Source organism: Burkholderia sp. Bp8991, assembly GCF_003853795.1.
Lineage (GTDB): Bacteria > Pseudomonadota > Gammaproteobacteria > Burkholderiales > Burkholderiaceae > Burkholderia.
Map to the genome: position 1 here is coordinate 26,620 of NZ_QTQJ01000046.1, position 21,830 is coordinate 48,449.

The window sequence follows — 21,830 nt, forward strand, 5'->3', positions numbered from 1 at the left end:
TTTTTGCTGGACCGCAAACGCTTGAGTGCGTTACCTCTATTGCCCGATTTGGCGCGGCGGCGGTGACATCTTTCAGCCGACATGAGTCGAGAATCGCGATAACGACGCCGTCAGCGTTGCGCTGGTCAATCAGTCTTGCAGCCAACACTGATTGTCGAGATCCGATCGAGGCATTGTAGAGTTCCAGGAAACCAACACATAGTCTTGTCCTGGCTCATTCCTGAAACGTGATCGTCCGAGTCGACTCCGGATTTCGGGTTGAGGTGGTTCCGGTCAGAGAAATCATCGTGCAAATCAAGAACAAGGTACTGGTCTATCTTACGTGGCGAGACAGGTTGCTCACTTTTACGCAACCCAAGTTTCCGGAGGCCGGGAGGCAGGTGGTTGCCGGCACGATGAACCAGGGAGAAATGCCCGTAGTCGCCGCGCTACGCGAGCTTCGCGAGGAAAGTGGTATCGACGAGGCCCGGGTTGTGCGTGTTCTCGGCGAGTACTTCTACTCGATGAGGGCATTCGGAAGAAGCGAGATTCAGCACCGGCATGTCGTGCATGTTGCACTGAGTGACGCTATCGCCATGAGGACGCAATGGATGCATCTCGAGGTCGATCCGGGTTCCGGTGGTGGGCCCATTGAATTCAGCTTCCAGTGGCTTCCTCTTTTTGGAGCGGAATTCGCGCTGATCGGTGGGCACGATTTCTTCGTCCCCATGCTGAAACACTTCATGCGCGACCATTCGAGTGGATGATTGAACAGAGACTGATACATGAGGATTTGTATCGTAGGCCCGTCGGGCGCGGGGAAAACGACGATCGCCGGGGAATTGGCGCGCAAGTTCAATATCGCCACGTACGAATTCGACAACGTTTATTGGGACACGAGTGGCACGGAGTTTGTGAAGAACTCAGATGAGACGATGGCGAAGGCCATTGAAAAAATCCTCAAGCAGGGCTGCTGGTTTGTCGAAGGTGCGTACGACAAGCGGATGTATCCGCTGCTCGCCGAGTGCTCGCTGATCTTGAGGGTGGAGGTTTCATTCAGCGTGAGAGCGATGCGCTTGATCAAGCGTTTCGTTTGGTCGACGGTGACCGGCAAGTTGCCCAAGGAGACCTTCCGGAACACTGTCGACCTGATCAAGTTTTCATTCCACTTCGACAAGCGGCTCAGCGAATTTCTGTCCGCAGACGTGATGCTCTCGCGGAAAGTCGCTTCAGTTCGCGACACGTCATCGTGCATCGAAGCAATGCGCGCGGCCGGTCTTTGCTGAATCGATTGCAGTGCGTTCCTTCATGCATCGCAGTCTGACCGGCGTCGAGCGTCAGAACCCGCATGCCTCGGTCGTCGTCAACGTCGCGAACGGCCCGCCGAGCGTCGCATTGTGATGCGCGACGATCCGCTCGGCCGGCAACGCGGGCGTATCCATGCAGGTATGCGCATCGGCGACGAGCACGGCGCGAAAGCCGAGATCGGTGGCCGCGCGGCACGCCGTGTCGATGCAGTACTGCGTCTTCATCCCCGCAATCACGATCTCGCCGATTCCGGCCGCGTGCAGCCATTCGGCGAGCCGCGTGCCCGCGAAACAACTCGGCCGGGTCTTGTCGAACACGATGTCGCGTGCCGTATCGATCGCGAGCGCCGGCAGCAATGCGGCGAGCGGCGCATCGGGCGCGATCGGCGAACCCGCCGGGCCGGTGTGGCGCACGGCGAAGACGGGCGCGCCGGCTTCGTGCGCGCGGCGAATCAGCCGGTTGACGTTGGCCAGCACGCGTTCGCCGTCATGCGGACGTTCGGGGCCATGGAACAACCCGACTTGCATGTCGACGACGAGCAGCGCACGTTTCGGGGATGGGGCTTCGGACATCGCGTTTCTCCTGAAAGGCCGGTGCGGACGGAGAAACGACGAGACCCCGTCCGGAACCGGCGGGGCCTGTGGAAATCGGTGAAGGACGCTACGACCTTGCGCGTACTCGCCGCACGGGCCCGCCGAAGGCGGTCGTGCGCGTGGTCGTCGAAAGGGTGGTCGCGGCGTGGTGCATGGAACGATCATGCCCGATGCGCGTGCGCCGCGTCAATGACACGCCACACACCGTGCACCGGTCGCCGCTCAATCGAGCGCCTTCCCGGCCTTCTCGTCCATGCAACGAATGGCGAGCAGCGTCAACACGCCGCAGCCGATCGCATACCACGCGGGCGCATTCGGATTGCCGGTCGCCGCGATCAGCCACGTGACGAAGAACTGCGCGAAGCCGCCGAAGATCGCGACGCCCACGCTGTACACGAGCGCGCCGCCGGTCGCCCGCACCGCCCGCGGGAACAGCTCGCCGAGCATCGCACCCGTCGCGCCGATGTTGATCGCGTGCACGATCGACAGCGCGGCGATGATCGACAGCAGCGACGCGGCGCCCGGCCAGCGGTTCAGCGCGATGAACGCGGGATAGATCGCGGCCATCAGCACGATGCGCGTCCACCAGACGATCCGGTTGCGGCCGAACACGTCGGACAGGTGCCCGCCGATCGGCGTCACGAGCATCAGGATCGCGCCGGCGACGCAGCCGGCCGTCATCGACAGCCAGGTCGGCAGGTGCAGCACCTGCACGCCGTAGATCGCCATGTAGAACACGATGATGTAGTGGATCGACGTGCCGCCGATCGTCACGCCGAGACCGGCGAACACGGCGTTGCCGTGATGGCGCAGCACGTCGGCGAGCGGCAGCGACGCGACCGGTTCGTCGTGCGCGGCGGCCGGCACTTCCTCGACGGTGCGGCGCAGCCAGTAGCCGAGCGGCACGAACAGCGTGCCGATGATGAACGGCACGCGCCAGCCCCAGCTCTCGAGCTGCGAGGCGTTGAGCGTCGACGTCAGCGCGACGCCGGTGAGCGCCCCGGCGAGTGCGGCGAGCCCCTGGCTCGAGAACTGGAACGACGCGTAGAAGCCGCGGCGATGCTGCGGCGCCTGTTCGAGCAGCAGCGTCGTCGACGCGCCGACTTCGCCACCCGATGCAAACCCTTGCAACAGGCGCGCAAGCACGAGCAGCAGCGGCGCGGCGAGGCCGATCTGCGCGAAGGTCGGCGCGATCGCGATCGTCGCGGTGCCGAGCGCCATCAGCAACAGCGTCAGGATCATCGCCTTCTTGCGGCCGGCGCGGTCGGCATACATGCCGATCACGAGGCCGCCGAGCGGGCGTGTGACGAAGCCGACGCCGAAGCTCGCGACCGCGAGCATCAATTGCCCGAACGACGAGTGCACCGGGAAGAACAGCTTGCCGATCAGGATCGCGAAAAAGCTGTAGACCGTGAAGTCGTAGAACTCGAGCGCGTTGCCGACCGCGGCGGCCGCGATCAGGCGGCGTTTCTTCGCGGCGGCGCGGGCATCGGCCGGCGAGCCGGCGAACGGAAGGGCGGACGTTTCCATGAGGTTCCCCTGCTAAGGCGCGGAACTGCGTGATGAAGGGCCGTCAGGCCGCGAGCCAGGCTTCGGCGACGCGGACCCAGTAACTCGCGCCGATCGCGAGGATGTCGTCGTTGAAGTCGTAGCCGGGGTTGTGCACCATGCAGCCGCCCTTGCTGCCGATGCCGTTGCCGATGAACGCATAGCAGCCGGGGCGTGCTTCGAGCATGTAGGCGAAGTCCTCGCTGCCCATCAGCGGCGCGGCCTCGGTTTCGACGCGATCGGCGCCGAGCATCTGGCGGGCGATGTCGGCCGCGAATGCGGTCGGTTCGGGATGGTTCACGAGGACCGGATAGCCGTAGTCGTAGTCGACTTCCGCCGTGATGCCGAAGCTTTCCGCCTGGCCCTTCGCGAGCGCCTCGATCCGGCGTGCGAGCAGCGCGCGCACGTCGGCGTCCAGCGCGCGCACCGACAGCTTCATCACGACGGTTTCCGGAATGATGTTGAAAGTCTCGCCGGCCTGCACGCTGCCGACGGTGATCACGGCCGCATGCTGCGCATCGACCTCGCGTGCGACGATCGTCTGCAGCGCGACCATGATGCTGCCCGCGGCCGACATCGGGTCGCGCGCGAAGTGCGGCATCGCGCCGTGTCCGCCGACGCCGCGCAGCGTGATCGTCACGCGGTCGGCCGACGCCATCGCGGCACCGGCGCGGAACGCCATGTCGCCGGCGGCGCGGCCCGGCATGTTGTGGATCGCGAAGATCGCGTCGCACGGGAAGCGCTCGAAGAGGCCGTCGTCCATCATCGATTTCGCGCCGCCGAAGTTTTCCTCGGCCGGCTGGAAGATCAGGTTCAGCGTGCCGGAGAACTGGCGCGTGGCGGCGAGGTGGCGCGCCGCGCACAGCAGCATCGCGGTGTGGCCGTCGTGACCGCATGCATGCATCTTGTTTGCGTGGCGGCTCGCGTACGGCAGGCCGGTGGCTTCGGCGAGCGGCAGCGCGTCCATGTCGGCGCGCAGGCCGACGGTGCGCGTGCCTTGTCCTTCGCGCAGCACGCCGACGACGCCCGTCTTGCCGATGCCGCGATGCACTTCATAGCCCCACCCCGTGAGCAACTCGGCGACGAGATCGCTGGTCAGCGTTTCCTCGAACGCGAGCTCCGGATGCGCGTGGATGCGGCGGCGCACGTCGATCAGGTCGGGGGCGATCGCGGCGATGCCGGGGATGACGGGGTTCACGGCTTGCAGCATGGTGTCTCCTGTGGAGCAGGTGAGGCAGGTGGGGCCGGTGGGCGTTTGACGCACATATGACGGCCAAGCATATAAATTTCTGTCGGGTACCAGAAGCTGCTAAATTGCTTTGGTGCTCACCACCGGTTGCCGCTCGGGAATACCCTGATCCGCTGCGCGTGGCCGGGCGTCGGGTTTCCACGAATCACGCATGCCGCCATGAAATACCATCAGCTGAAAGCGTTCGTCACCGTCGCGGACGAAGGGAGCATCCGCGCGGCCGCGCGGCGCCTGAACGTGTCGCCGGCGGCGCTGACGAAGGCGGTAAAGGAGCTGGAGATCGCGCTCGGCGTGTCGCTCGTCGTGCGCACCGCGCGCGGCGTGCAACTCACCGCGTTCGGCCAGCAGCTGCAGGTGCGCGCGCGGCTGATCGTCGCCGAGATGCAGCGGGCGCGCGACGATATCGAGCAGGCGCAGGGCGCGATGACGGGCTCGGTCGCGGCGGCGATCACGCCGGCTGCGGCGGTGACGATCCTGCCCGACGCGTTTCGCGCGTTCCGGCGGCGCTTTCCGGTCGCGCGCGTCAATCTGATCGAAGGGTTTCCCGGCGTCGCGCTGCCGCGGCTGCACGACGGCTCGCTCGATTTCGCGGTCGCCGTCGTCGTGCCCGAACTGCTGGCGGCCGAGTTCGACCACGCGGAACTCTATGCGAGCCGATCGCTGATCGTCGCGCGCAAAGGGCATCCGCTCGCATCGGCCACGTCGCTGGCCGATCTCGTCGAGGCCGACTGGCTGATGAATCCGTCGCCGGAAAGCTCGACCCAGGTGCTGTTCAACTCGTTCGTCGCGTACGGGCTGCCGGTGCCGCAGCGGGTCGTCGAATGCCCGAGCTTCGGGCTCGCGCACAGCCTGATGACGGGCTGCGACCTGATCGCGTCGATGCCCGAACAGCTGCTGCAGGGCGAGTGGGCGCGCGACCAGCTCGCGGTGCTGCCGATCCGCGAGCGGCTGCCCGGCGTGTCCGTGCAGGTCGTCACGCGTCGCGACAGCCCGCTCACGCCGGCCGCGTCGATGCTGCTCGACTGCCTGCGCGATTCCGCGCGGCGCAAGGGGCTCCGATGAGTCGGGCAATGCATCGCGTAGTGATCCTGAACATCTGCCGCACACCGCGGACCATTCCCGCTCGCGGCGCGCTCGCCGCGAGCCGGTATCATAGCGGCCGGCCCGCCGTTCCGGCCGGCTTCCGACAACACGCCATCCGGCATCCAGCAATCAGAGGCATCACATGACCAGTGCAACCCAATTCGACAACGTATCGGTCGTCAAGCGCGCGAACGTCTATTTCGACGGCAAGTGCGTGTCGCATACCGTGCTCTTCCCGGACGGCACGCGCAAGACGCTCGGCGTGATCCTGCCGTGCGCGCTCAACTTCGGCACGGACGCGCCCGAATTGATGGAAGTGCAGGCCGGCAAGTGCCGCGTGAAGCTCGACGGCAGCAGCGAATGGCAAACCTACGGCGCCGGCGAGTCGTTCTCGGTGCCGGGCAAGAGCCGCTTCGACATCGAAGTGCTCGAGACGCTCGACTACGTCTGCAGCTACCTGTAAGCGCATGAGCACCGGCCGCAACCCATGCGCGCGGCCGGCGCGCTGAAAGCAGAAAGCCCCGCCGAAGCGGGGCTTTCTCGTATTCGGACGGCGCGCTGCCGTCCGGCGCGGTGCTTACAGGCAGGCGTTGATGTCGCCCGCGGAAGCGGCGTCGCCACGCATGCCGACCCACGTCTTCGCGCCCGGCTTCGACGCCGGACGAACCATCGCGGCCGCGCCGTTCGGCGGTTGCTGGCCCGGTACGTAGACATCGGTCGCGAGGCCGTTGGCGAGCACGTTCTGCGTGACCACCTGTTGCTGCGACTTGTCGGCCCAGGTCTTTGCGATGCACGCCGACACGTCCTCCGCGGACTTCTGGCTTTGCCCCACGTTCTGCATGGCCGGATCGGCTGCGTGTGCGGAAATTGCCACGGTCAATGCGATGAGCGGTAAGTATTTCACGTTCACGTTTTATCTCCCTCGAGTCGTGATTGATTGAGCGGGATGCGCAGCAGAACTTGAACTGCGTTCTTGTGAGATTGCATCGGACAAATGCGGTTCCGGCGATTCCGAAACAAGTTGTTAACACGCTTGCCAAACGACAACCCGGATGCTGTCCGTTCTGTTGCGATGCGGCATGGGTCGCGCACGGCCCGCGTGGAGGCGGGGACGCGGCGACGACATCATGCGTCGTGAGGTCGGCTCGCTGCCCTGTGGTGTGGCGGATTGACGGCCGCGGCGTGCTGCATGTATCTGCATGTCGCGCCGCGACGCTTCTTTATTGGATGACGAAGTGGAATGGCTGAAACGGTGGCCCCGTCGCATGAGCACCATGATGACAAACTTTCGTCCGATGAATTGTCAACCAAGTTTAAACGCCGGACGCGGCGGAATGCGAACCGGCGCGTAGGGTGCGCGTCGATCCGGAACGGCGGGGACGGTGAAGCGCGCGGTAGGTATCAGCTGCCCTTGCGTGCACCGGCGTCGCGCAGGTTGACAGGCACGACCGGGCGGAAGCGTTCGCGCTTGTGTTCGTCGTCGAAGTGCTGGAGCGCGGGCTTGATGAGGTCGCTGCGCGACACGATGCCGATGATGCGCAGCGATTGCGGATCGTCGACGACCGGCAGGCGTTCGAGGCCGAACATCGCGAGCCGCGACGCGACCACGCGGCACGTTTCGTGCGCGTGCGCGACGGCCGGCGCACGATCGATGAATGCGTTCGCGAGCGCCGCGCCGGGACCGGCTTGCGCACGCTGCGCGTCGAGCGTCGCACGATCGACGAGACCGAGCAGGCGGCCGTTCTGCACGACGGGGTACGCACGGTGCGTCTGCTTCGCGCCGAAGTACTGCGACTCGACGGCGTCGAGCGTCGTGCCGCCGTCGATCGAGACGAGATCGTCGGCCGGCGTCATCACCTCGGCCACGTCATGGCGTTCGAGCGGATCGACGCCGTATTCCCGGTAGATGTGGTAACCGCGGCGCGCGATCTTTTCCGTCATGATCGAACGCTTCATCACGACGGTCGCGAAGCCGTGCGCGACGAGCGTCGCCGCGAGCAGCGGCAGCAGCGCGTTCGCGTCGTGCGTGAGGCCGAACGCGAACACGATCGCGGTCAGCGGCGCACCGAGCGTGGCGCCGAGCGTCGCGGCCATGCAGACGAGCGGCCACAGCGCCGGATCGCCGCCGGGCAGCACCGGCGACAGCACGGTGCCGAGGCCCGCGCCGAGCATCAGCAGCGGGGCGAGTACACCGCCGGACGTGCCGGAGCCGAGCGCGATCACCCACATCACGGCCTTCACGGTCAATAGTGCGAGTGCGATCTTCAGCGCGATGTGCTGGTGCAGCAGGTCGCCGATCACGTCGTAGCCGACGCCGAGCGCGCGCGGCTCGAGCCAGCCGCCGATGCCGATCACGATCGCGCCGAGCGCCGGCCACCACATCCAGTGCACCGGCAGCTTCGCGAAGGTGTCCTCGACGCGGTACAGCGCGGCCGACAGGCCGCACGCGAGCGCGCCCGACAGCAGGCCCGCGACGATGCACGACAGCAGCGCGACGGGCGTCGGCGGTGCCGTGGTCAGCGCAAACAGCGGGTCGACTCCGAAGAACACGGCGCGGGCGAAACCGGCGACCGCGCAGGCGAGCGCGACCGGCAGGAAACTGCGCGGACGCCATTCGAACAGCAGCAGTTCGACCGCGAGCAGCACGGCGGCGACCGGCGTGCCGAACACGGCGGTCATGCCGGCGGCCGCGCCCGCGACGAGCAGCGTCTTGCGCTCGGCGGCGGTCACGTGCACGCATTGCGCGATCAGCGAGCCGAGCGCGCCGCCCGTCATGATGATCGGGCCTTCGGCGCCGAACGGGCCGCCGCTGCCGATCACGACACCCGACGACAGCGGCTTGAGGATCGCGACCTTCGGCGACATGCGGCTCTTGCCGAACAGGATCGCCTCGATCGCTTCGGGAATGCCGTGGCCGCGGATCTTCTCCGAACCGAAGCGCGCCATCAGCCCGACGATCAGCCCGCCGATCACCGGCACGACGATCACCCATGCGCCGAGCGTGTGGTGCGCGGGCGAACGGTCGGCGAACGAAAACTGCTGGAAGAAGAACAGGTTCGTGAACAGGTGGATCAGGCTCGACAGCACGAACGCCGCCAGCGTGCCGAGCAAGCCGATCCCGGCAGCGAGCAACGCGATCCTGGGCAGGCGTTCGTTGGTCGAGAAGTCGCGTTTGTGCGGTGCGTTCATCGGCGTGAGGATAGGTCGGTAAAGCCGGGGTCAGTTATTGATCTGCGGAACCTGGAACGTGCCCTTGAGCGATTTCAGTTCCGCGCGATGCATGGCCGCGAGGTGGGCGAGCAGCGTCTCGCCGGCTTCCTCGAGGTGGACCTCGACCTGCCGGCGGTCCGCTTCGCTCGTCTTGCGCTTCACGAGCCCGAGTGCCTCGCAGCGCGTCACCAGCGCAACGACGCCGTGATGCTGCGCCTGCAGGCGTTCCGCGAGCTCGCCGATGGTGGCCCATTCGCGGTGCGGATAGCCCTTGATGTGCAGCAGCAGCAGGTACTGCAGCGGCGTCACGCCTTCGCTTTGCGCGGCGCGTTCGGAGAAGCGCTCGAAACGGCGCATCTGGTAGCGGAACTCGGACAGTTGCTGGAAATCGCTTTTGGTCAGCGCGCGTCGGGTATCGGTCATTGCGGTCGGTCGGGCAGCAGTTTCGGTAACGTGAAATATATCACAATATGATATAAATGGCCGAATTTCAGCGAAATAGATACATTACGCTGTCGTCGGCCCGTTGAGCGTCCGCGTTACGCGGCTTCGAGCATCTGCGTCTGGCGGTACAGGCCGGTGACGAGATCCGTCTGCGTGATGATGCCGACGAGCCGGCGCGATGCGTCGACGACCGGGATGTGGTGATGGCCCGAATGCGTAAACAGCGGCACCAGCGCCGTGATCGGCATGGTCTGCGGCACGGATGCGACGTCGCGGGTCATCACGGTCGCGACGCTGGGCGGCCGGCCGCCGAACGATTGCGGCAGCTGCGCGGCCAGCCGCCGCCACAGCGGGACCGGGCGGCGCAACGGGCGCGTGAGGTCGGCGCGCGTGACGATGCCGACCAGGCGATCGCTGCCGTCCACGACGGGCAGCGCCTTCACGCGATGGCGGTCGAGCAGCGTCAGCGCGGCCGTGACCGACGTCGACGGCGCGACTTCGATCGCGTTCTTCGTCATCAGGTCGGCGCACGTGAGCCGGCCGAACGTGCGCGCATAGGCCTGCATCTCGGTTTCGCGCAGCAGCATTTCGAGGTCGTCCGGGTCGACGTCGAACCATTCGCCGCGGCGCTTCAGCGCGGCGTCGAGATCGGCGCGCGTGAAGCCGCCGCGTGCCGGCGCGGCGCTGCCGCCTTGCGGCTTCGCGTCGTTGCGCACGCCGCCGTGCGGATAGCGGTGGCCCGTCAGCGCGTGGTACACGAGCGCGGCCGACAGCAGGATCGCCGATTGCAGTGCGATCGGCTCGACCACGAAGCGCAAGCCGAGCGCGTGGATCGCCGGGCCGCCGAGCACGGCCGTCAGCGCGACCGCGCCCGACGGCGGGTGCACGCAGCGCAGCGCGAACATGCCGCCGATCGCGAGGGCGACCGCGACCGCGGCGGCCGTGATCGGATCGGCGATCCACTGCGCGCAGGCGACGCCGACGGTCGCCGCCACCAGATTGCCGCCGATGATCGACCAGGGCTGCGCGAGCGGACTCGCGGGCACCGCGAACAGCAGCACGGCCGACGCGCCCATCGGCGCGACGAGCAGCGGCACGAGGCCCGGCACGCCGGGCAGCAGCCGCATCGTGACGCCGACCGTCGCGATCCCGACGAGCGCGCCCGCGCACGAGCGCATGCGCTCGCGCCAGCCGAGCGTCATCGGATGGGGAATGAAGCTGTGCAGCCATTGGCGGAAGGTGCGGCGCGACGGGGAGGAGCCTGACGACATGGACGATTGAGCGGTAAACATGACGATGCGCATGACGCAGCGCGAGGACGTCGGGAATTATATCGCGTCGTGATATAAATTGTCGCGCTGCATCAACGCGTTGCCTGCGCGCGCCGCATCCGTCTTGCAGGAACCTTTCATCGGATGAAAGCCTGACTGCCCTGCGACCGCGCAAATTTGTCTGCAGCGGCGTACAATTCGGGCCACCGAATTCCCCGATACGCCACAACCACGCACGCGATGCCCGCTCTCCCGCCCGTTCCCCGGCATGGCGATCGCTTGCGCGTGGTTCGCGCGCACGCCCCGATTCCCGTCTGACGCGAGCGCCGCCGACGTTTCCCCACCGACACTCCCCAAGCCAATTCAATGGACATGCTCGAAAACATGCGCCTGTTCGTGCGCGTTGTCGAAGCCGGCAGTTTCACCGCGGTCGCCAAAGAAATCGATGCGACCACCGCGCAGGTGTCACGCGCGGTGTCGAACCTCGAAGCCCACGTACAGACGCGCCTGCTGCATCGCACGACGCGCCATCTCGGCCTCACCGAAAGCGGCGAGCGCTACTTCGAGCGTGCGAAATCGATCCTCGCCGAATTCGACTACGCGAACGCCGAGGCCCGCAATGCGCTGCTGCGGCCGAGCGGCAAGATGCGGATCCATGCGATGACGGGGCTCGGGCAGAGTCATGTCGTGTCGTCGATCGTGCGCTACCAGGAAGACAACCCGGACGTGTCGGTCGAGCTGACGCTCGCGCAACGGATGCCGAATCTCGTCGAGGAAGGCTACGACGTGTCGATCGTGACCGCGTCGCAGCTGCCCGATTCCGGCTATGTCGCGCAGACCTGCGGCACCAGTTGCAGCGTGCTGGTCGCATCGCGCGAATATCTCGCGCGGCACGGCACGCCGAAGACGCCCGACGACCTGCCGAACCACGTGTGCCTGCGCCTCGATACGCCGGCATCGCCGGCCAGCGAGTGGCGGCTCGAGCGCGACGACGGCGAGGAGACCGTCTACGAACTGCAGCCGGCACCGTTCCAGGTCAACGTGCCGGATGCGCTGTGCGTCGCGGTGCGGGCGGGGCGCGGCATCGCGTGCGTCGCGCTGTATACGGTGCTCGACGACCTGCGCGCGGGGCGCCTGATCCGCGTGCTGCCCGAGTATCGGTTGCAGACCGTCAGCGTGTACGCGGTCTATGCGACGCGCCGCTATCTCGATGCGAAGATCCGCACCTTCCTCGACCATCTGCGCACGACGCTCACGCCCGCGCTGGAGAACGACCTGCGCGAACTCGACCGGCTTGCGGTCGAGCCGATGCCGGGCAGCCGCCAGCGCGCCTGATGCCGCCGGTCGCACGCCCGGCGGCGCCCGGTATCACGCGTCCGGCGTGACGCGAATCCGTTCGAAGCGGCCGGCGAGCCACGCGTAGGCGGCGATGCCGAGCAGCCCGTGCGCGGCGACGAACCACAGTGCGCCCGCGAAGGAGCCCGTGTGCGCGACGAAGTAGCCGATCACGAGCGGCGTGACGATCCCCGCGAGGTTGCCGAGACCGTTGAACACGCCGCCGCTCAGGCCGACCATCCCTTCGGGCGCGGTGTCGGCGAGCACGGCCCAGCCGACCGCCGCGAGCCCCTTGCCGAAGAACGCGATCGTCATCAGCGCGATCACGACGGCATTCGACGACGCGCCGTTCGCGAGCACGAGCAGCGTCGCCAGCGCCATCCCGACGACGAACGGCGTCTTGCGGGCGCGCGACGGATGCACGCCGCGCCGGATCAGCCAGTCTGACAGCACGCCGCCGAGCACGCCGCCCGTGAAGCCGCAGAGCGCCGGCAGCGCGGCCACCCAGCCGGCTTCCATGATCGTCATCCCGCGCCCCTTGATCAGGTAGATCGGGAACCACGTGATGAAGAAGTAGGTGAGCGCGGTGATGCAGTACTGGCCGATGTAGATCCCCCACAGGTTGCGGTGGCGGAACAGCTGCGACGCGTCGCGCCACGATAGGCGCGAGCGCTCGCGGACGCGGTTCGCTTCGAGATCGACGAGCGCACCGTGCGCGCGCAGGTAGTCGCGCTCGGCGTTGCTCACGCGCGGATGGCCGTGCGGCTCGCGATACCACGCGAACCAGAGCGCCGACAGCGCGACACCGAGCATCCCCATCCACAGGAACACGTGTTCCCAACCGAGCGCGTGCGTGAGCCACGCCATCGCGGGCGTGAACAGCACGACGGCCATGTACTGCGCGGAGTTGAACAGTGCGGATGCGGTGCCGCGCTCCGCGGTCGGAAACCAGCACGCGACGATCCGCGAATTGGCCGGGAACGCCGGCGATTCGACCAGGCCGAGCATGAAGCGCATCGCGAACAGCGCGAGCGTCGCGGCCGCCCCCTGCACGGCGAACCAGCCGACCGTGCCCTGCAGCATCGTGAAGATCGACCACAGCAGCAGGCTCAGGCCATACACGCGGCGCGCGCCGAAACGGTCGAGCAGCCAGCCGCCCGGGATCTGGCCGAGTGCATAGGCCCACGCGAACGCGGAAAACACGATGCCGAGCTGCATGGGCGTGAGCCCGAGGGCGTGCGCGACGCCGGTACCGGCGATCGACATCGTCGCGCGGTCCGCATAGTTGACGACGGTGACGGCGAAGATCAGCGCGAGGACCGTGTAACGGACGCGGCCGATCGGGCGCGACGCTGTGGATGAGGCGGGAGAGGTGGAAGAGGCGGCGACGGCTGCGCCGCCGCTGGATCGATTGGGCATGCGAGTCTCCTGGCCTCCGGCGTACGGAGGCGTTTCATTGGATGTTGTCTTGGTCGGGGAGGGGCGTGCGGCGGTCAGCCTGTAACGCTCGTCGGCGGCCGCTGGCCCGCGAAGCACGCGGCGAGGTTGGCGAGCACGATCCGGCCCATTTGTTCGCGTGTCTCGTGCGTGGCGCTCGCGCGGTGCGGCTGCACGACGACGCGCTCGAGTTCGAGCAGCGCGGCCGGCACGCGAGGTTCGTCGGCGAACACGTCGAGCCCCGCGCCGGCGATCGTGCCTTCTGCGAGCGCGCGCACGAGCGCGGCTTCGTCGACGAGCTTGCCGCGCGCGACGTTGATCAGGAATCCTTTGCTACCGAGCGCGGCGAGCACGTCGGCGGTCACGAGCACGTTGCCGTGATCGGCGGACGCCGCGAGCACGAGCACGTCGCTGTCGCGCGCGAGCGCGGCGAGGTCGGGCACGTAGCGATAGCCGCTGTCGCGGTGTTCGCGCGGGCCGAAATAGCTGACCGGCATCCGGAACGCCTGCGCGCGCTGCGCGATCGCACGTCCTACGCGGCCAAGGCCGACGATGCCGAGCCGCTTGCCCGTCACCTGCGTCGCGAGCGGCTGCGCCACCTTGCCCCAGCGGCCGGCGCGCACGATGCGCTCGCCGGCGCCGAGGTCGCGCAGCGTCATCAGGATCAGCCCCAGCGCCATGTCGGCGACGTCGTCGGTCAGCACGTCGGGCGTCGTCGTCACGTGAATGCCGCGTGCGCGGGCGAGCTCGAGATCGACGGCGTCAGTGCCGATGCCGTTGATCGCGATGATCTCGAGCGCGCTCAGCCGCGCCATCAACGCGGCCGGCAACCCGTTCGCGCCGCCCGTGACGACGCCGCGGATGCGCGATGCGACGCGATCGAGCAGCGCGTCGGGCTGGTCGGCCGCATACAGCCGATGCACCGCGTAGCGGGCGGACAGTTCGGCGTCGATGATGTCGGGAAGCGGCTGGGTGAGCAGAAGGTCGATGGTCATGAGGGTCTCGGTCGGCGTGCGCGGCGCGGGCCGCGCATCAGGTGCAACCGAGTATAGGAATCGAATCGATATCGGTCTAACATCAAGACGCTATCGATTGATTCAAGATTTGAATGATTGAACTGAACCAGCTTCGCTGCTTCGTCGCCGTGGCCGAGGAACTGCATTTCGGGCGCGCGGCCAGGCGGCTCTTCATGACGCAGCCGCCGCTCAGCCGGCAGATCCAGTTGCTCGAGCACGCGCTCGGCATCGCGCTGCTCGAACGCAGCAGCCGGCAGGTCAGGCTGACCGCGGCCGGCGAGCGCTTCTTGCGCGACGCACGGCACATCCTCGAGTTTTCCGCGCGGGCCGAACAGGCCGCGCAGCGCGTCGCGCATGGCGGGGCCGGCCGCATCACGCTCGGCTTCACGGCCGTCAGCGCGTACCGGATGATTCCGGCGCTGCTCGCGCATGCGGCGCACGCGCTGCCCGACGTCGACGTCGAACTGCGTGAAATGGTGTCGACCGTGCAGATCGACGCGCTGGCGTCGCGCATGCTCGATGCGGGCTTCGTGCGCCAGCGTGCGGCGCGCCATCCGCTCGAATACCGGCTCGTGCAACGCGAGCCGATGCTCGTCGCGGTCGCGCAGGGCGCGCCGCTGGCCGCGTACGAGCGGATCGGCCCGGACCAGCTCGACCGGCAGCCGTTCATCGCGTATTCGCCGAACGAGGGCAAGTACTTCCACGACATGATCTCGGGAATGTTCGCCGGCGCCGGGCGCTTGCCGAACTACCTGCATTACGTCGGGCAGACGCATACGATCCTCGGCCTGGTGCGCGCCGGGCTGGGTGCGGCGCTGGTGCCGGCGTCGGCGCGCGAGCTGCATGTGGACGGCGTGGTGTTCCGGCCGCTCGCGGACGTCGACGTGGCGGCGGAGCTGTATCTCGCGTGGCGCGCGGACAACGACAATCCGGCGCTGCCGGTGTTCAACGCGATGGTCGAGCAGTTTCTGACGCAGGAGGCGGACGGCGGGGGCGTTGTTTAGCCAAGGTCTGTTGTCTGATGATATCAGGCGCCGCGCCCGACGCGCGCCGACACCGGCCTGCAAGACCGGCACAGACCGGCGCCGTCTGCGATTCCGGCCCAAAACCACCACGCGGAAGGCCCGTTTTTCATCCGCGCACGGGAAAACCCTCATTTTTCTCTCATCGGTCGTCGTATTACTGTATCGATACACTAAATCGATACAGTTGCGCCTGGAGGCGCACTGCAAAGGAGACGGCCATGACTACCTTCACCCGGCGGCGCTTTCTGCAAACGGCGCCCGCCGCCACGCTCGCGGTCGCGGGCGGCCTGCCGGCGATCGGCCGCGCGGCGCAAACCGTGACGCTGCGCTGCTCGTCGTCGATGCCGGCCGACCAGAACGCCGCGCACTACGTGTGGTACGAGCGGCTTGCCGCGAACCTGAAGGCGAGCGTCGGCGATGCGATCCGGGTCGACTACTTTCCGAACAGCCAGCTCGGCAAGGAGAGCGACGTCGCGCAGCAGGTGAAGATCGGCGCGATCGACATGATGATCGCGGGGTCGTCGATCTGGGCCACGGTCGCGCCCGAGCTCGGCATGCTCGATCTCGGCTACCTGTTCGACAGCTATGCGCACGTCGCGAAGGTGCTCGACGGCCAGGTCGGCACCAGCCTGAACGCGCTGCTGCAAAAGCGCGCGGGCTGCTCGGTGCTGACGTGGGGCTCGCACTTCGGTGGACGCTGCGTGTTCACGAAGCAGCCGGTGACGGCGCTGCCGGGCGTGAAGGGCACGAAGCTGCGCGTGCTGCCGACGCCGGCGTTCATGGACACCTTCAAGGTGATGGGCGCGGTGCCGACGCCGATTCCGTTCGGCGAGCTGTACATGGCCGTGCAGACGGGTGTCGTCGACGGGCTCGAGCACGATCCGGCCACCGTGCTCGCGAGCCGCTTCGACGAGATCGTCAAGTCGTGCTGGCAATCGCACCACGTGTTCGCGGCGATGACCGTCGTGATGGGGCGGCGCGCGCTCGAGCGGATTCCGGCGAACCTTCGCCCAGCGTTCGACCGCGCGGTGGCCGATGCGACCGCGCAACAGCGCGCGATCGCGACGCAGAAGGCCGCGCAGGCGGAGGCGGCGCTGAAGCAGCACGGGATGACGTTCCATCCGATGGCGGAGGCCGAGCGCGCCGCGCTGCGGCAGGCGATGCACGACCGCCTCTACGTGGCGTTCGCCAAGCAATATTCGGCCACCGCGCCGCTGTTTCCGGCGATCGCCGCGGCGCGGGGTTGAGCAATGGATACCGGTTCCGTTTCGAGCGTCGTGCCGGGCGCCGGCCCAGCCCGCCCCGCGCGCGCCGCCGTCCGCGCGCTGGCGGCGGCGATGCGCTGGATCGAATACGTGTCGGCCGCGGTGCTGGCCGTCGACGTGCTCGTGGTGTTCGTGTCGGTCGTGTTCCGCTATTTCCTGCACGATCCGGTCGACTGGGCCGAGGAGGTCGCGAGCGCGCTGATGATCGTGCTGGTGTTCTTCGGCGCGGCGACGGTGCTCGGCCGCAGCCAGCACGTCGGCATCGACCTGTTCCGCGGCTGGCTGCCGGCGCGCTGGCAGGGTGCGCTCGTGCAGATCGGACACTGGATCGTCGCAGCGGTGTCGCTGAACCTGCTGGCGTCGTCGTGGCAGCTGCTCGGCGATTCGTACGACCAGTTGACGACCGGCGGCCTGCCGGGCTGGATCAAAGTGTATCCGATGATGTTTGGCGCGCTGTTCATGAGCGTGTTCGCGCTCGCGAACGCGCTGAACGCGCCGCGCCGCCGCGTACTTGGCACGCTTGCGTGCTGCGCGGTGCTCGCGGGCGCCGTGTACGGCTGGAACGCGCTGCGGCCCGAGCATGCGATCGCGCCGGGGGCGCTGCTGATCGCCGGCTTCGTCGGCGGGCTCGTGCTGGGCGTGCCGATCGGCTTCGTGCTCGCGTTCTCGGCGCTGCTGTATTTCCTCGCCGACCCGACGCTGCCGTTGCAGGTCTACTCGCAGCAGGTGATGGCCGGCGCCGATCACTTCGTGCTGCTGGCGGTGCCGTTCTTCGTGCTGGCCGGCTTGCTGATGGAGTCGAACGGGATGTCCACGCGGCTCGTCGAATTGCTGCTGCGGATCTTCGGGCGGGTGCGCGGCGGGCTCGGGTTGATCGTGATCCTTGCGACGGCGTGCTTTTCCGGCGTGTCGGGTTCGAAGCTGGCCGACATCGCGGCGGTGGGCGGCGTCGTGATGCCGGCCGTGCGCCGTGCGCGCCAGGACCCCGACGAAACCGCGGCGCTGCTCGCGTGCAGCGCGGTGATGGCCGAGACGATCCCGCCGTGCGTGAACATGATCATCATGGGCTTCGTCGCGAACATCTCGATCGCGGGGCTGTTCGTCGCGGGAATCGTGCCGGCGGCCGTGCTCGCCGCGTCGCTGGCGGTCGTGACCGTGATCTGCGGACGCCGGATCGACATCGACGCGGTGTTCGTCGAGCGCCGCGCGTGGCTGCCGCTCGCGGGCGGCGCGCTGGTCGCGCTGATCATGGTCGTGATGATCGGCAAGGGCGTGACGTCGGGCATCGCGACCTCGACGGAAGTGTCGGCCTTCGCGGTGGTCTATGCGCTGGTGATCGGCTGGACGGCGTTCCGCGAACTGACCTGGCGCTCGGTCGGCCGCGTGTTCGTGCGTGCGGCATCGATGGCGAGCGGCATCCTGTTCATCGTCGCGGCGGCGTCGAGCGTGTCGTTCGCGCTGTCGATCGAGCAGATTCCGGCGCTCGTCTCGGGCACAATGACCGCGTTTGCCCATCAGTACGGCTCGACGGCGTTCCTGTTGCTGGCGGCGCTCCTGATGATCGTGTTCGGCGCCGTGCTCGAAGGCGCGCCCGCGCTGATCATCTTCGGGCCGCTGCTCGCGCCGATCGCGCTGCAGCTCGGCATCAACCCGTTGCATTTCGGCACGGTCGTGGTGGTGGCGATGGGGCTCGGGTTGTTCGCGCCGCCCGTCGGCCTCGGGCTGTTCACGACCTGCGCGATCACGGGGACCGAGGTCGCGCGCGTCGCCCGGCCGATGGTGAAATACCTGCTGGTGCTGTTCGTTGCCCTCGTGGCGCTGATCTTCGCACCGGCGTTTTCGTTGTGGCTGCCGGCCCGTTTCGGCCTGTAGCCCGTTCAATGCAAGACGACATGAGTACGATTCAGGACGTGGCCCGTCATGCGGCCGTTTCGGTCAGCACGGTTTCGAACGTGCTCAACGGCCGCACTGACCAGATGAAGCCGGAGACGCTCGAGCGCGTGAAGGCGTCGATGGATGCGCTGCAGTACCGGCCGAGCACGCTCGCGCGCCAGCTCAAGACGGGGCAGACGCCGCTCGTCGGGTTGCTGGTGCCGTCGATGGCGAATCCGATGTACGGCTACATCGCGCGCGAGATCGAGGCTTGCGCGCAGGAGCAGTACGGTCATCGCGTGCTGATCGGCAACACGTACCGCGACGCGGGCAAGGAGGCGGCGTTCTTCGACGACCTGTTCGCGCACGGCGTGCGGCGCGTGATCGTGATCTCGTCGCTCGCCGATGAAAGCCACCTCGAACGCGCGGCCGAACGCGGGATGACGGTCGTCAGCTACGACCGCCGCGCGACGCCCGGCGAGCAATCGAAGGTCGATCACGTGACGGCCGACAACGAGGCGGCCGCGCGGCTCGCGACCGGCTGCCTCGTCGCCGCGGGCCATACGCGGCTCGCGTTCGCGACCGTGGCCGGCATCACCGTGAGCCGCAGCGACAAGATTCGCGGCTTTCTCGAAGTTGCGCGCGACGCAGGCGCCGATGCGCAAGTGCTCGAAGGCGGCCCGGCGAACGAATACGGCGACGCGGTGATCGTCGAGGTCGGGCGCGCGCTCGGCGCCGCGCTCGCGGCCGATCCGGCGCGGCCGACCGGCGTCGTCGCGGTCAACGACCTGTTCGCGCTCGGCCTGATGGCGGGGCTGCGCGACGGCGGATTGCGCGTGCCGGACGATGTGTCGGTCGTCGGGATGGACGGCCATTTCCTGTCGGCGATCTCGTGGCCGGCGCTGACCACGGTGCAGCTGCCCGTCACCGAGATGGCCGCGGAGATGGTGCGGCGCGTGATGCGGCACGACGGCGACCCGTCATCGGCGCCCGGGCAGTGCGTGTTCCCGGGCGTCACGCTGGTCGAGCGCGCGTCGGTTGGGCCGCGGCCGCGCGCGGTCGAATCGAACGGAGACAACGCATGACGCGCGTCTACGTGACCCATCCGTCGGGGATGTTCGATTACTACTTCGGCGCGAAGGCGCTGCGCGCGCTGCAGGCGATTGCGGACGTCACGTGCAACCAGCTCGACCGGGAGCTCGGCACGGACGAGCTGATCGCCGCCGCGCAGGGGTGCGATGCGATCATCGCGTACCGGCAGACGCCGGCGCCGCGTGCGCTGTTCGCGGGGCTGCCCGCGCTCGCCGCGTTCCTGCGCTGCGCGGTCGACATCCGTACCGTCGACGTCGACGCGGCGAGCGAGTTCGGCGTGCTGGTCACGCAGGCGAGCCCCGGGTTCGGGCCGGCCGTCGCGGAGTGGGTGATCGGCGCGATGATCGGCCTCGCGCGCGGGATCGGCGGCTACGCGGATGCGTACCACCGTGGCACGCCGCCGCCGCCGCGGATGGGCCGCGAATTGCGCGGCAGCACGCTGGGCGTGGTCGGCTATGGACAGATCGCGCGTCATCTCGTGCCGATCGCGACGGCGTTCGGGATGCGCGTGCTCGTGTGCGACCCGTACGTGCGGGTCGACGCGCCGTCGATCGAACAGGTCGACCGCGCGACCTTGCTGCGCGACGCGGATTACGTCGTGTGCCTCGCGCCCGCGACGCCGGCCACCGCGAACCTGTTCGATGCGCGCGCGTTCGCCGCGATGAAGCCGGGCGCGTGCTTCGTCAATGCGTCGCGCGGCGAGCTGGTCGACGAGCAGGCGCTGGCCGACGCGCTCGACGGCGGCCGGCTGGCCGGTTGCGCGCTCGACGTCGGCCGCGCGGCGGACCAGATGCCGACGCCCGGACTCGCCGCGCATCCGCGCGTGATCGCCACGCCGCACATCGGCGGACTGACGCGACCGGCGGTCGAGCACCAGGCGCTGGAGACGGTCGACCAACTCGCCGCGCTGCTCGACGCACGCGTGCCGAACGGCGCGGTCAACGCCGCGCATGCGACGCGGCTCGAACGCTGGCGGTCGGCCGACGCGTCCGCCGCGCCGGGTGTGCGATGACGCGCGACGAAGGCGGCATGCGGCTGGCGCCGGTGTGCGATTGCCATATCCACATCTACGACGATGCATATCCGCTCGCGCCGACGGCGACGTTCCGCCCGCCGCATGCGCCGGTGGATGCGTATCGCCGCGTGCAACAGACGCTCGGCCTCGCGCGCGTGGTCGTCGTGCAACCGACCGGTTATGGCTTCGACAACCGCTGCACGCTCGATGCGCTGGCCGCGCTCGGCCCGCAGGCGCGCGGCGTCGCGACGGTGCCGGTCGACGTGCCGGATGCCGAACTCGAGCGGCTGCACGCGGCAGGCATCCGCGGCGTGCGGTTCATGACGCTGTCGGGCGGCGTCGCGCGATGGGACGAGCTCGAGCGGATGGCCGCGCGGATCGCGCCGCTCGGCTGGCACATCGATTTGCAGCTCGATGGCCGGACGCTGCCCGACGTCGAGCCGATGCTGGCGTCGTTGCCGGCGCGCGTCGTCATCGATCACACGGGCAAGTTCCTGACGCCGGTTGCACCGGATGCGCCGGCCTTCGTTGCGTTGCGGCGCCTGCTGGATCGCGGCCACGTGTGGGTGAAGCTGTCCGCGCCTTACGAGACCTCGCGATCCGGTGCGCCCGGTTACGACGACGTCGCATGCCTTGCCGCCGTGCTCGCACGCGCGCATGCGGCGCGCTGCGTGTGGGGCAGCAACTGGCCGCACCCGAACGCGTCGCCGCTGCCCGACGATGCGCAGCTCCTCGGCTGGTTGCACGCGTGCGCGGCGGACGCGGCGGTCGACCGCGCGATACTCGTCGACAACCCGGCCGTGCTGTATGGGTTCGATGCGGACACCTCGATCGGTGCCGCGACGTAACGTGGTCGGCCGCGGGCCGAGCCTCGACGGGCATGCGGTCGACGCGTTCGTCCACGACTTTCCGGTGCGATAGGCGCTGCGTGAAGCGAAGAGGGTGAAGCGGGGAAGGTGTAGCAGCGGGAGTTGAAGCGCGGGGGGGGGGGGGGGGGGGGGGGGGGGGGGGGGGGGGGGGGGGGGGGGGCGGGGGGGGGGGGGGCGGGCGGGGGGGCGGGGAGGAGAGGCACCAAAACAACCACGCCA

General features: G+C 68.2%; 20 protein-coding genes. 11 read left to right on the forward strand and 9 right to left on the reverse strand.

Annotated features, from left to right (window positions below):
* The first annotated feature begins 287 nt into the window (after positions 1–287).
* Together DIE02_RS32780 and DIE02_RS32785 are read left to right on the forward strand one after the other, a co-directional pair.
* Positions 288–746: an NUDIX domain-containing protein gene (locus tag DIE02_RS32780; RefSeq protein WP_185640851.1), complete on the forward strand. Its 459-nt coding sequence runs from the start codon at positions 288–290 to the stop codon at positions 744–746.
* A gap of 18 nt (positions 747–764) precedes the next feature.
* Complete coding sequence (locus DIE02_RS32785) at positions 765–1,265, forward strand: AAA family ATPase (RefSeq protein WP_124484604.1); 501 nt, start codon at positions 765–767, stop codon at positions 1,263–1,265.
* A 51-nt stretch (positions 1,266–1,316) separates the two neighbouring features.
* Here the strand turns inward: DIE02_RS32785 and DIE02_RS32790 are convergent, their stop codons facing one another.
* The 3 genes from DIE02_RS32790 to DIE02_RS32800 form a co-directional block, all read right to left on the reverse strand.
* Entirely contained in the window at positions 1,317–1,859 is a 543-nt protein-coding gene (locus DIE02_RS32790; protein WP_124484605.1) for a cysteine hydrolase family protein, read from the reverse strand.
* Between the two features lie 243 nt (positions 1,860–2,102).
* Positions 2,103–3,410, reverse strand: coding sequence for an MFS transporter (locus DIE02_RS32795; RefSeq protein WP_124484606.1), 1,308 nt, complete (start codon positions 3,408–3,410; stop codon positions 2,103–2,105).
* Positions 3,411–3,453: 43 nt separating this feature from the next.
* Positions 3,454–4,638, reverse strand: coding sequence for a M20 aminoacylase family protein (locus tag DIE02_RS32800; RefSeq protein WP_124484607.1), 1,185 nt, complete (start codon positions 4,636–4,638; stop codon positions 3,454–3,456).
* A 198-nt stretch (positions 4,639–4,836) separates the two neighbouring features.
* On the opposite strand from DIE02_RS32800, the gene DIE02_RS32805 reads away from it, so the two are divergent.
* Together DIE02_RS32805 and DIE02_RS32810 are read left to right on the forward strand one after the other, a co-directional pair.
* Positions 4,837–5,739, forward strand: a complete 903-nt coding sequence (locus tag DIE02_RS32805; RefSeq protein ID WP_044843294.1) for a LysR substrate-binding domain-containing protein — start codon at positions 4,837–4,839, stop codon at positions 5,737–5,739.
* Between the two features lie 163 nt (positions 5,740–5,902).
* Complete coding sequence (locus DIE02_RS32810) at positions 5,903–6,223, forward strand: pyrimidine/purine nucleoside phosphorylase (RefSeq protein WP_006478890.1); 321 nt, start codon at positions 5,903–5,905, stop codon at positions 6,221–6,223.
* A gap of 114 nt (positions 6,224–6,337) precedes the next feature.
* Here the strand turns inward: DIE02_RS32810 and DIE02_RS32815 are convergent, their stop codons facing one another.
* From DIE02_RS32815 to DIE02_RS32830, 4 genes are all read right to left on the reverse strand, one after another.
* Positions 6,338–6,670: a hypothetical protein gene (locus DIE02_RS32815; protein WP_185643516.1), complete on the reverse strand. Its 333-nt coding sequence runs from the start codon at positions 6,668–6,670 to the stop codon at positions 6,338–6,340.
* 491 nt (positions 6,671–7,161) lie between these two features.
* On the reverse strand, positions 7,162–8,949 hold the full coding sequence (locus DIE02_RS32820) for a chloride channel protein (RefSeq protein ID WP_124484608.1): 1,788 nt from the start codon (positions 8,947–8,949) through the stop codon (positions 7,162–7,164).
* Positions 8,950–8,979: 30 nt separating this feature from the next.
* Complete coding sequence (locus DIE02_RS32825) at positions 8,980–9,393, reverse strand: MarR family winged helix-turn-helix transcriptional regulator (RefSeq protein ID WP_124484609.1); 414 nt, start codon at positions 9,391–9,393, stop codon at positions 8,980–8,982.
* A gap of 116 nt (positions 9,394–9,509) precedes the next feature.
* Positions 9,510–10,685: an HPP family protein gene (locus DIE02_RS32830; protein ID WP_124484610.1), complete on the reverse strand. Its 1,176-nt coding sequence runs from the start codon at positions 10,683–10,685 to the stop codon at positions 9,510–9,512.
* A 366-nt stretch (positions 10,686–11,051) separates the two neighbouring features.
* Between DIE02_RS32830 and DIE02_RS32840 the strand changes: the two genes are divergently transcribed.
* Positions 11,052–12,020 carry a LysR family transcriptional regulator gene (locus DIE02_RS32840; RefSeq protein WP_044843298.1) on the forward strand — a complete coding sequence of 323 codons (969 nt, stop codon included), beginning with the start codon at positions 11,052–11,054 and terminating at the stop codon, positions 12,018–12,020.
* A 33-nt stretch (positions 12,021–12,053) separates the two neighbouring features.
* Here the strand turns inward: DIE02_RS32840 and DIE02_RS32845 are convergent, their stop codons facing one another.
* Together DIE02_RS32845 and DIE02_RS32850 are read right to left on the reverse strand one after the other, a co-directional pair.
* Positions 12,054–13,439 carry an MFS transporter gene (locus DIE02_RS32845; RefSeq protein WP_124484612.1) on the reverse strand — a complete coding sequence of 462 codons (1,386 nt, stop codon included), beginning with the start codon at positions 13,437–13,439 and terminating at the stop codon, positions 12,054–12,056.
* Positions 13,440–13,513: 74 nt separating this feature from the next.
* On the reverse strand, positions 13,514–14,452 hold the full coding sequence (locus DIE02_RS32850) for a 2-hydroxyacid dehydrogenase (protein ID WP_124484613.1): 939 nt from the start codon (positions 14,450–14,452) through the stop codon (positions 13,514–13,516).
* A gap of 113 nt (positions 14,453–14,565) precedes the next feature.
* On the opposite strand from DIE02_RS32850, the gene DIE02_RS32855 reads away from it, so the two are divergent.
* The 6 genes from DIE02_RS32855 (at position 14,566) to DIE02_RS32880 (ending at position 21,590) form a co-directional block, all read left to right on the forward strand.
* The gene (locus DIE02_RS32855) at positions 14,566–15,477 is read left to right on the forward strand and encodes a LysR substrate-binding domain-containing protein (protein WP_124484614.1); all 912 of its coding nucleotides are present in this window, start codon (positions 14,566–14,568) and stop codon (positions 15,475–15,477) included.
* A 239-nt stretch (positions 15,478–15,716) separates the two neighbouring features.
* Positions 15,717–16,745 (forward strand): TRAP transporter substrate-binding protein, encoded by a 1,029-nt coding sequence (locus DIE02_RS32860; RefSeq protein WP_124484615.1) that lies wholly within the window; start codon positions 15,717–15,719, stop codon positions 16,743–16,745.
* A gap of 3 nt (positions 16,746–16,748) precedes the next feature.
* Complete coding sequence (locus DIE02_RS32865) at positions 16,749–18,635, forward strand: TRAP transporter large permease subunit (RefSeq protein ID WP_124484616.1); 1,887 nt, start codon at positions 16,749–16,751, stop codon at positions 18,633–18,635.
* An 8-nt stretch (positions 18,636–18,643) separates the two neighbouring features.
* Positions 18,644–19,720 carry a LacI family DNA-binding transcriptional regulator gene (locus tag DIE02_RS32870; protein ID WP_124484617.1) on the forward strand — a complete coding sequence of 359 codons (1,077 nt, stop codon included), beginning with the start codon at positions 18,644–18,646 and terminating at the stop codon, positions 19,718–19,720.
* Positions 19,717–20,739, forward strand: a complete 1,023-nt coding sequence (locus DIE02_RS32875) for a D-isomer specific 2-hydroxyacid dehydrogenase family protein (RefSeq protein WP_124484618.1) — start codon at positions 19,717–19,719, stop codon at positions 20,737–20,739. Before DIE02_RS32870 ends, DIE02_RS32875 begins: the two co-directional genes overlap by 4 nt.
* The gene (locus tag DIE02_RS32880) at positions 20,736–21,590 is read left to right on the forward strand and encodes an amidohydrolase family protein (protein WP_124484619.1); all 855 of its coding nucleotides are present in this window, start codon (positions 20,736–20,738) and stop codon (positions 21,588–21,590) included. The genes DIE02_RS32875 and DIE02_RS32880 overlap by 4 nt, the downstream gene beginning before the upstream one ends.
* Positions 21,591–21,830 lie beyond the last annotated feature (240 nt).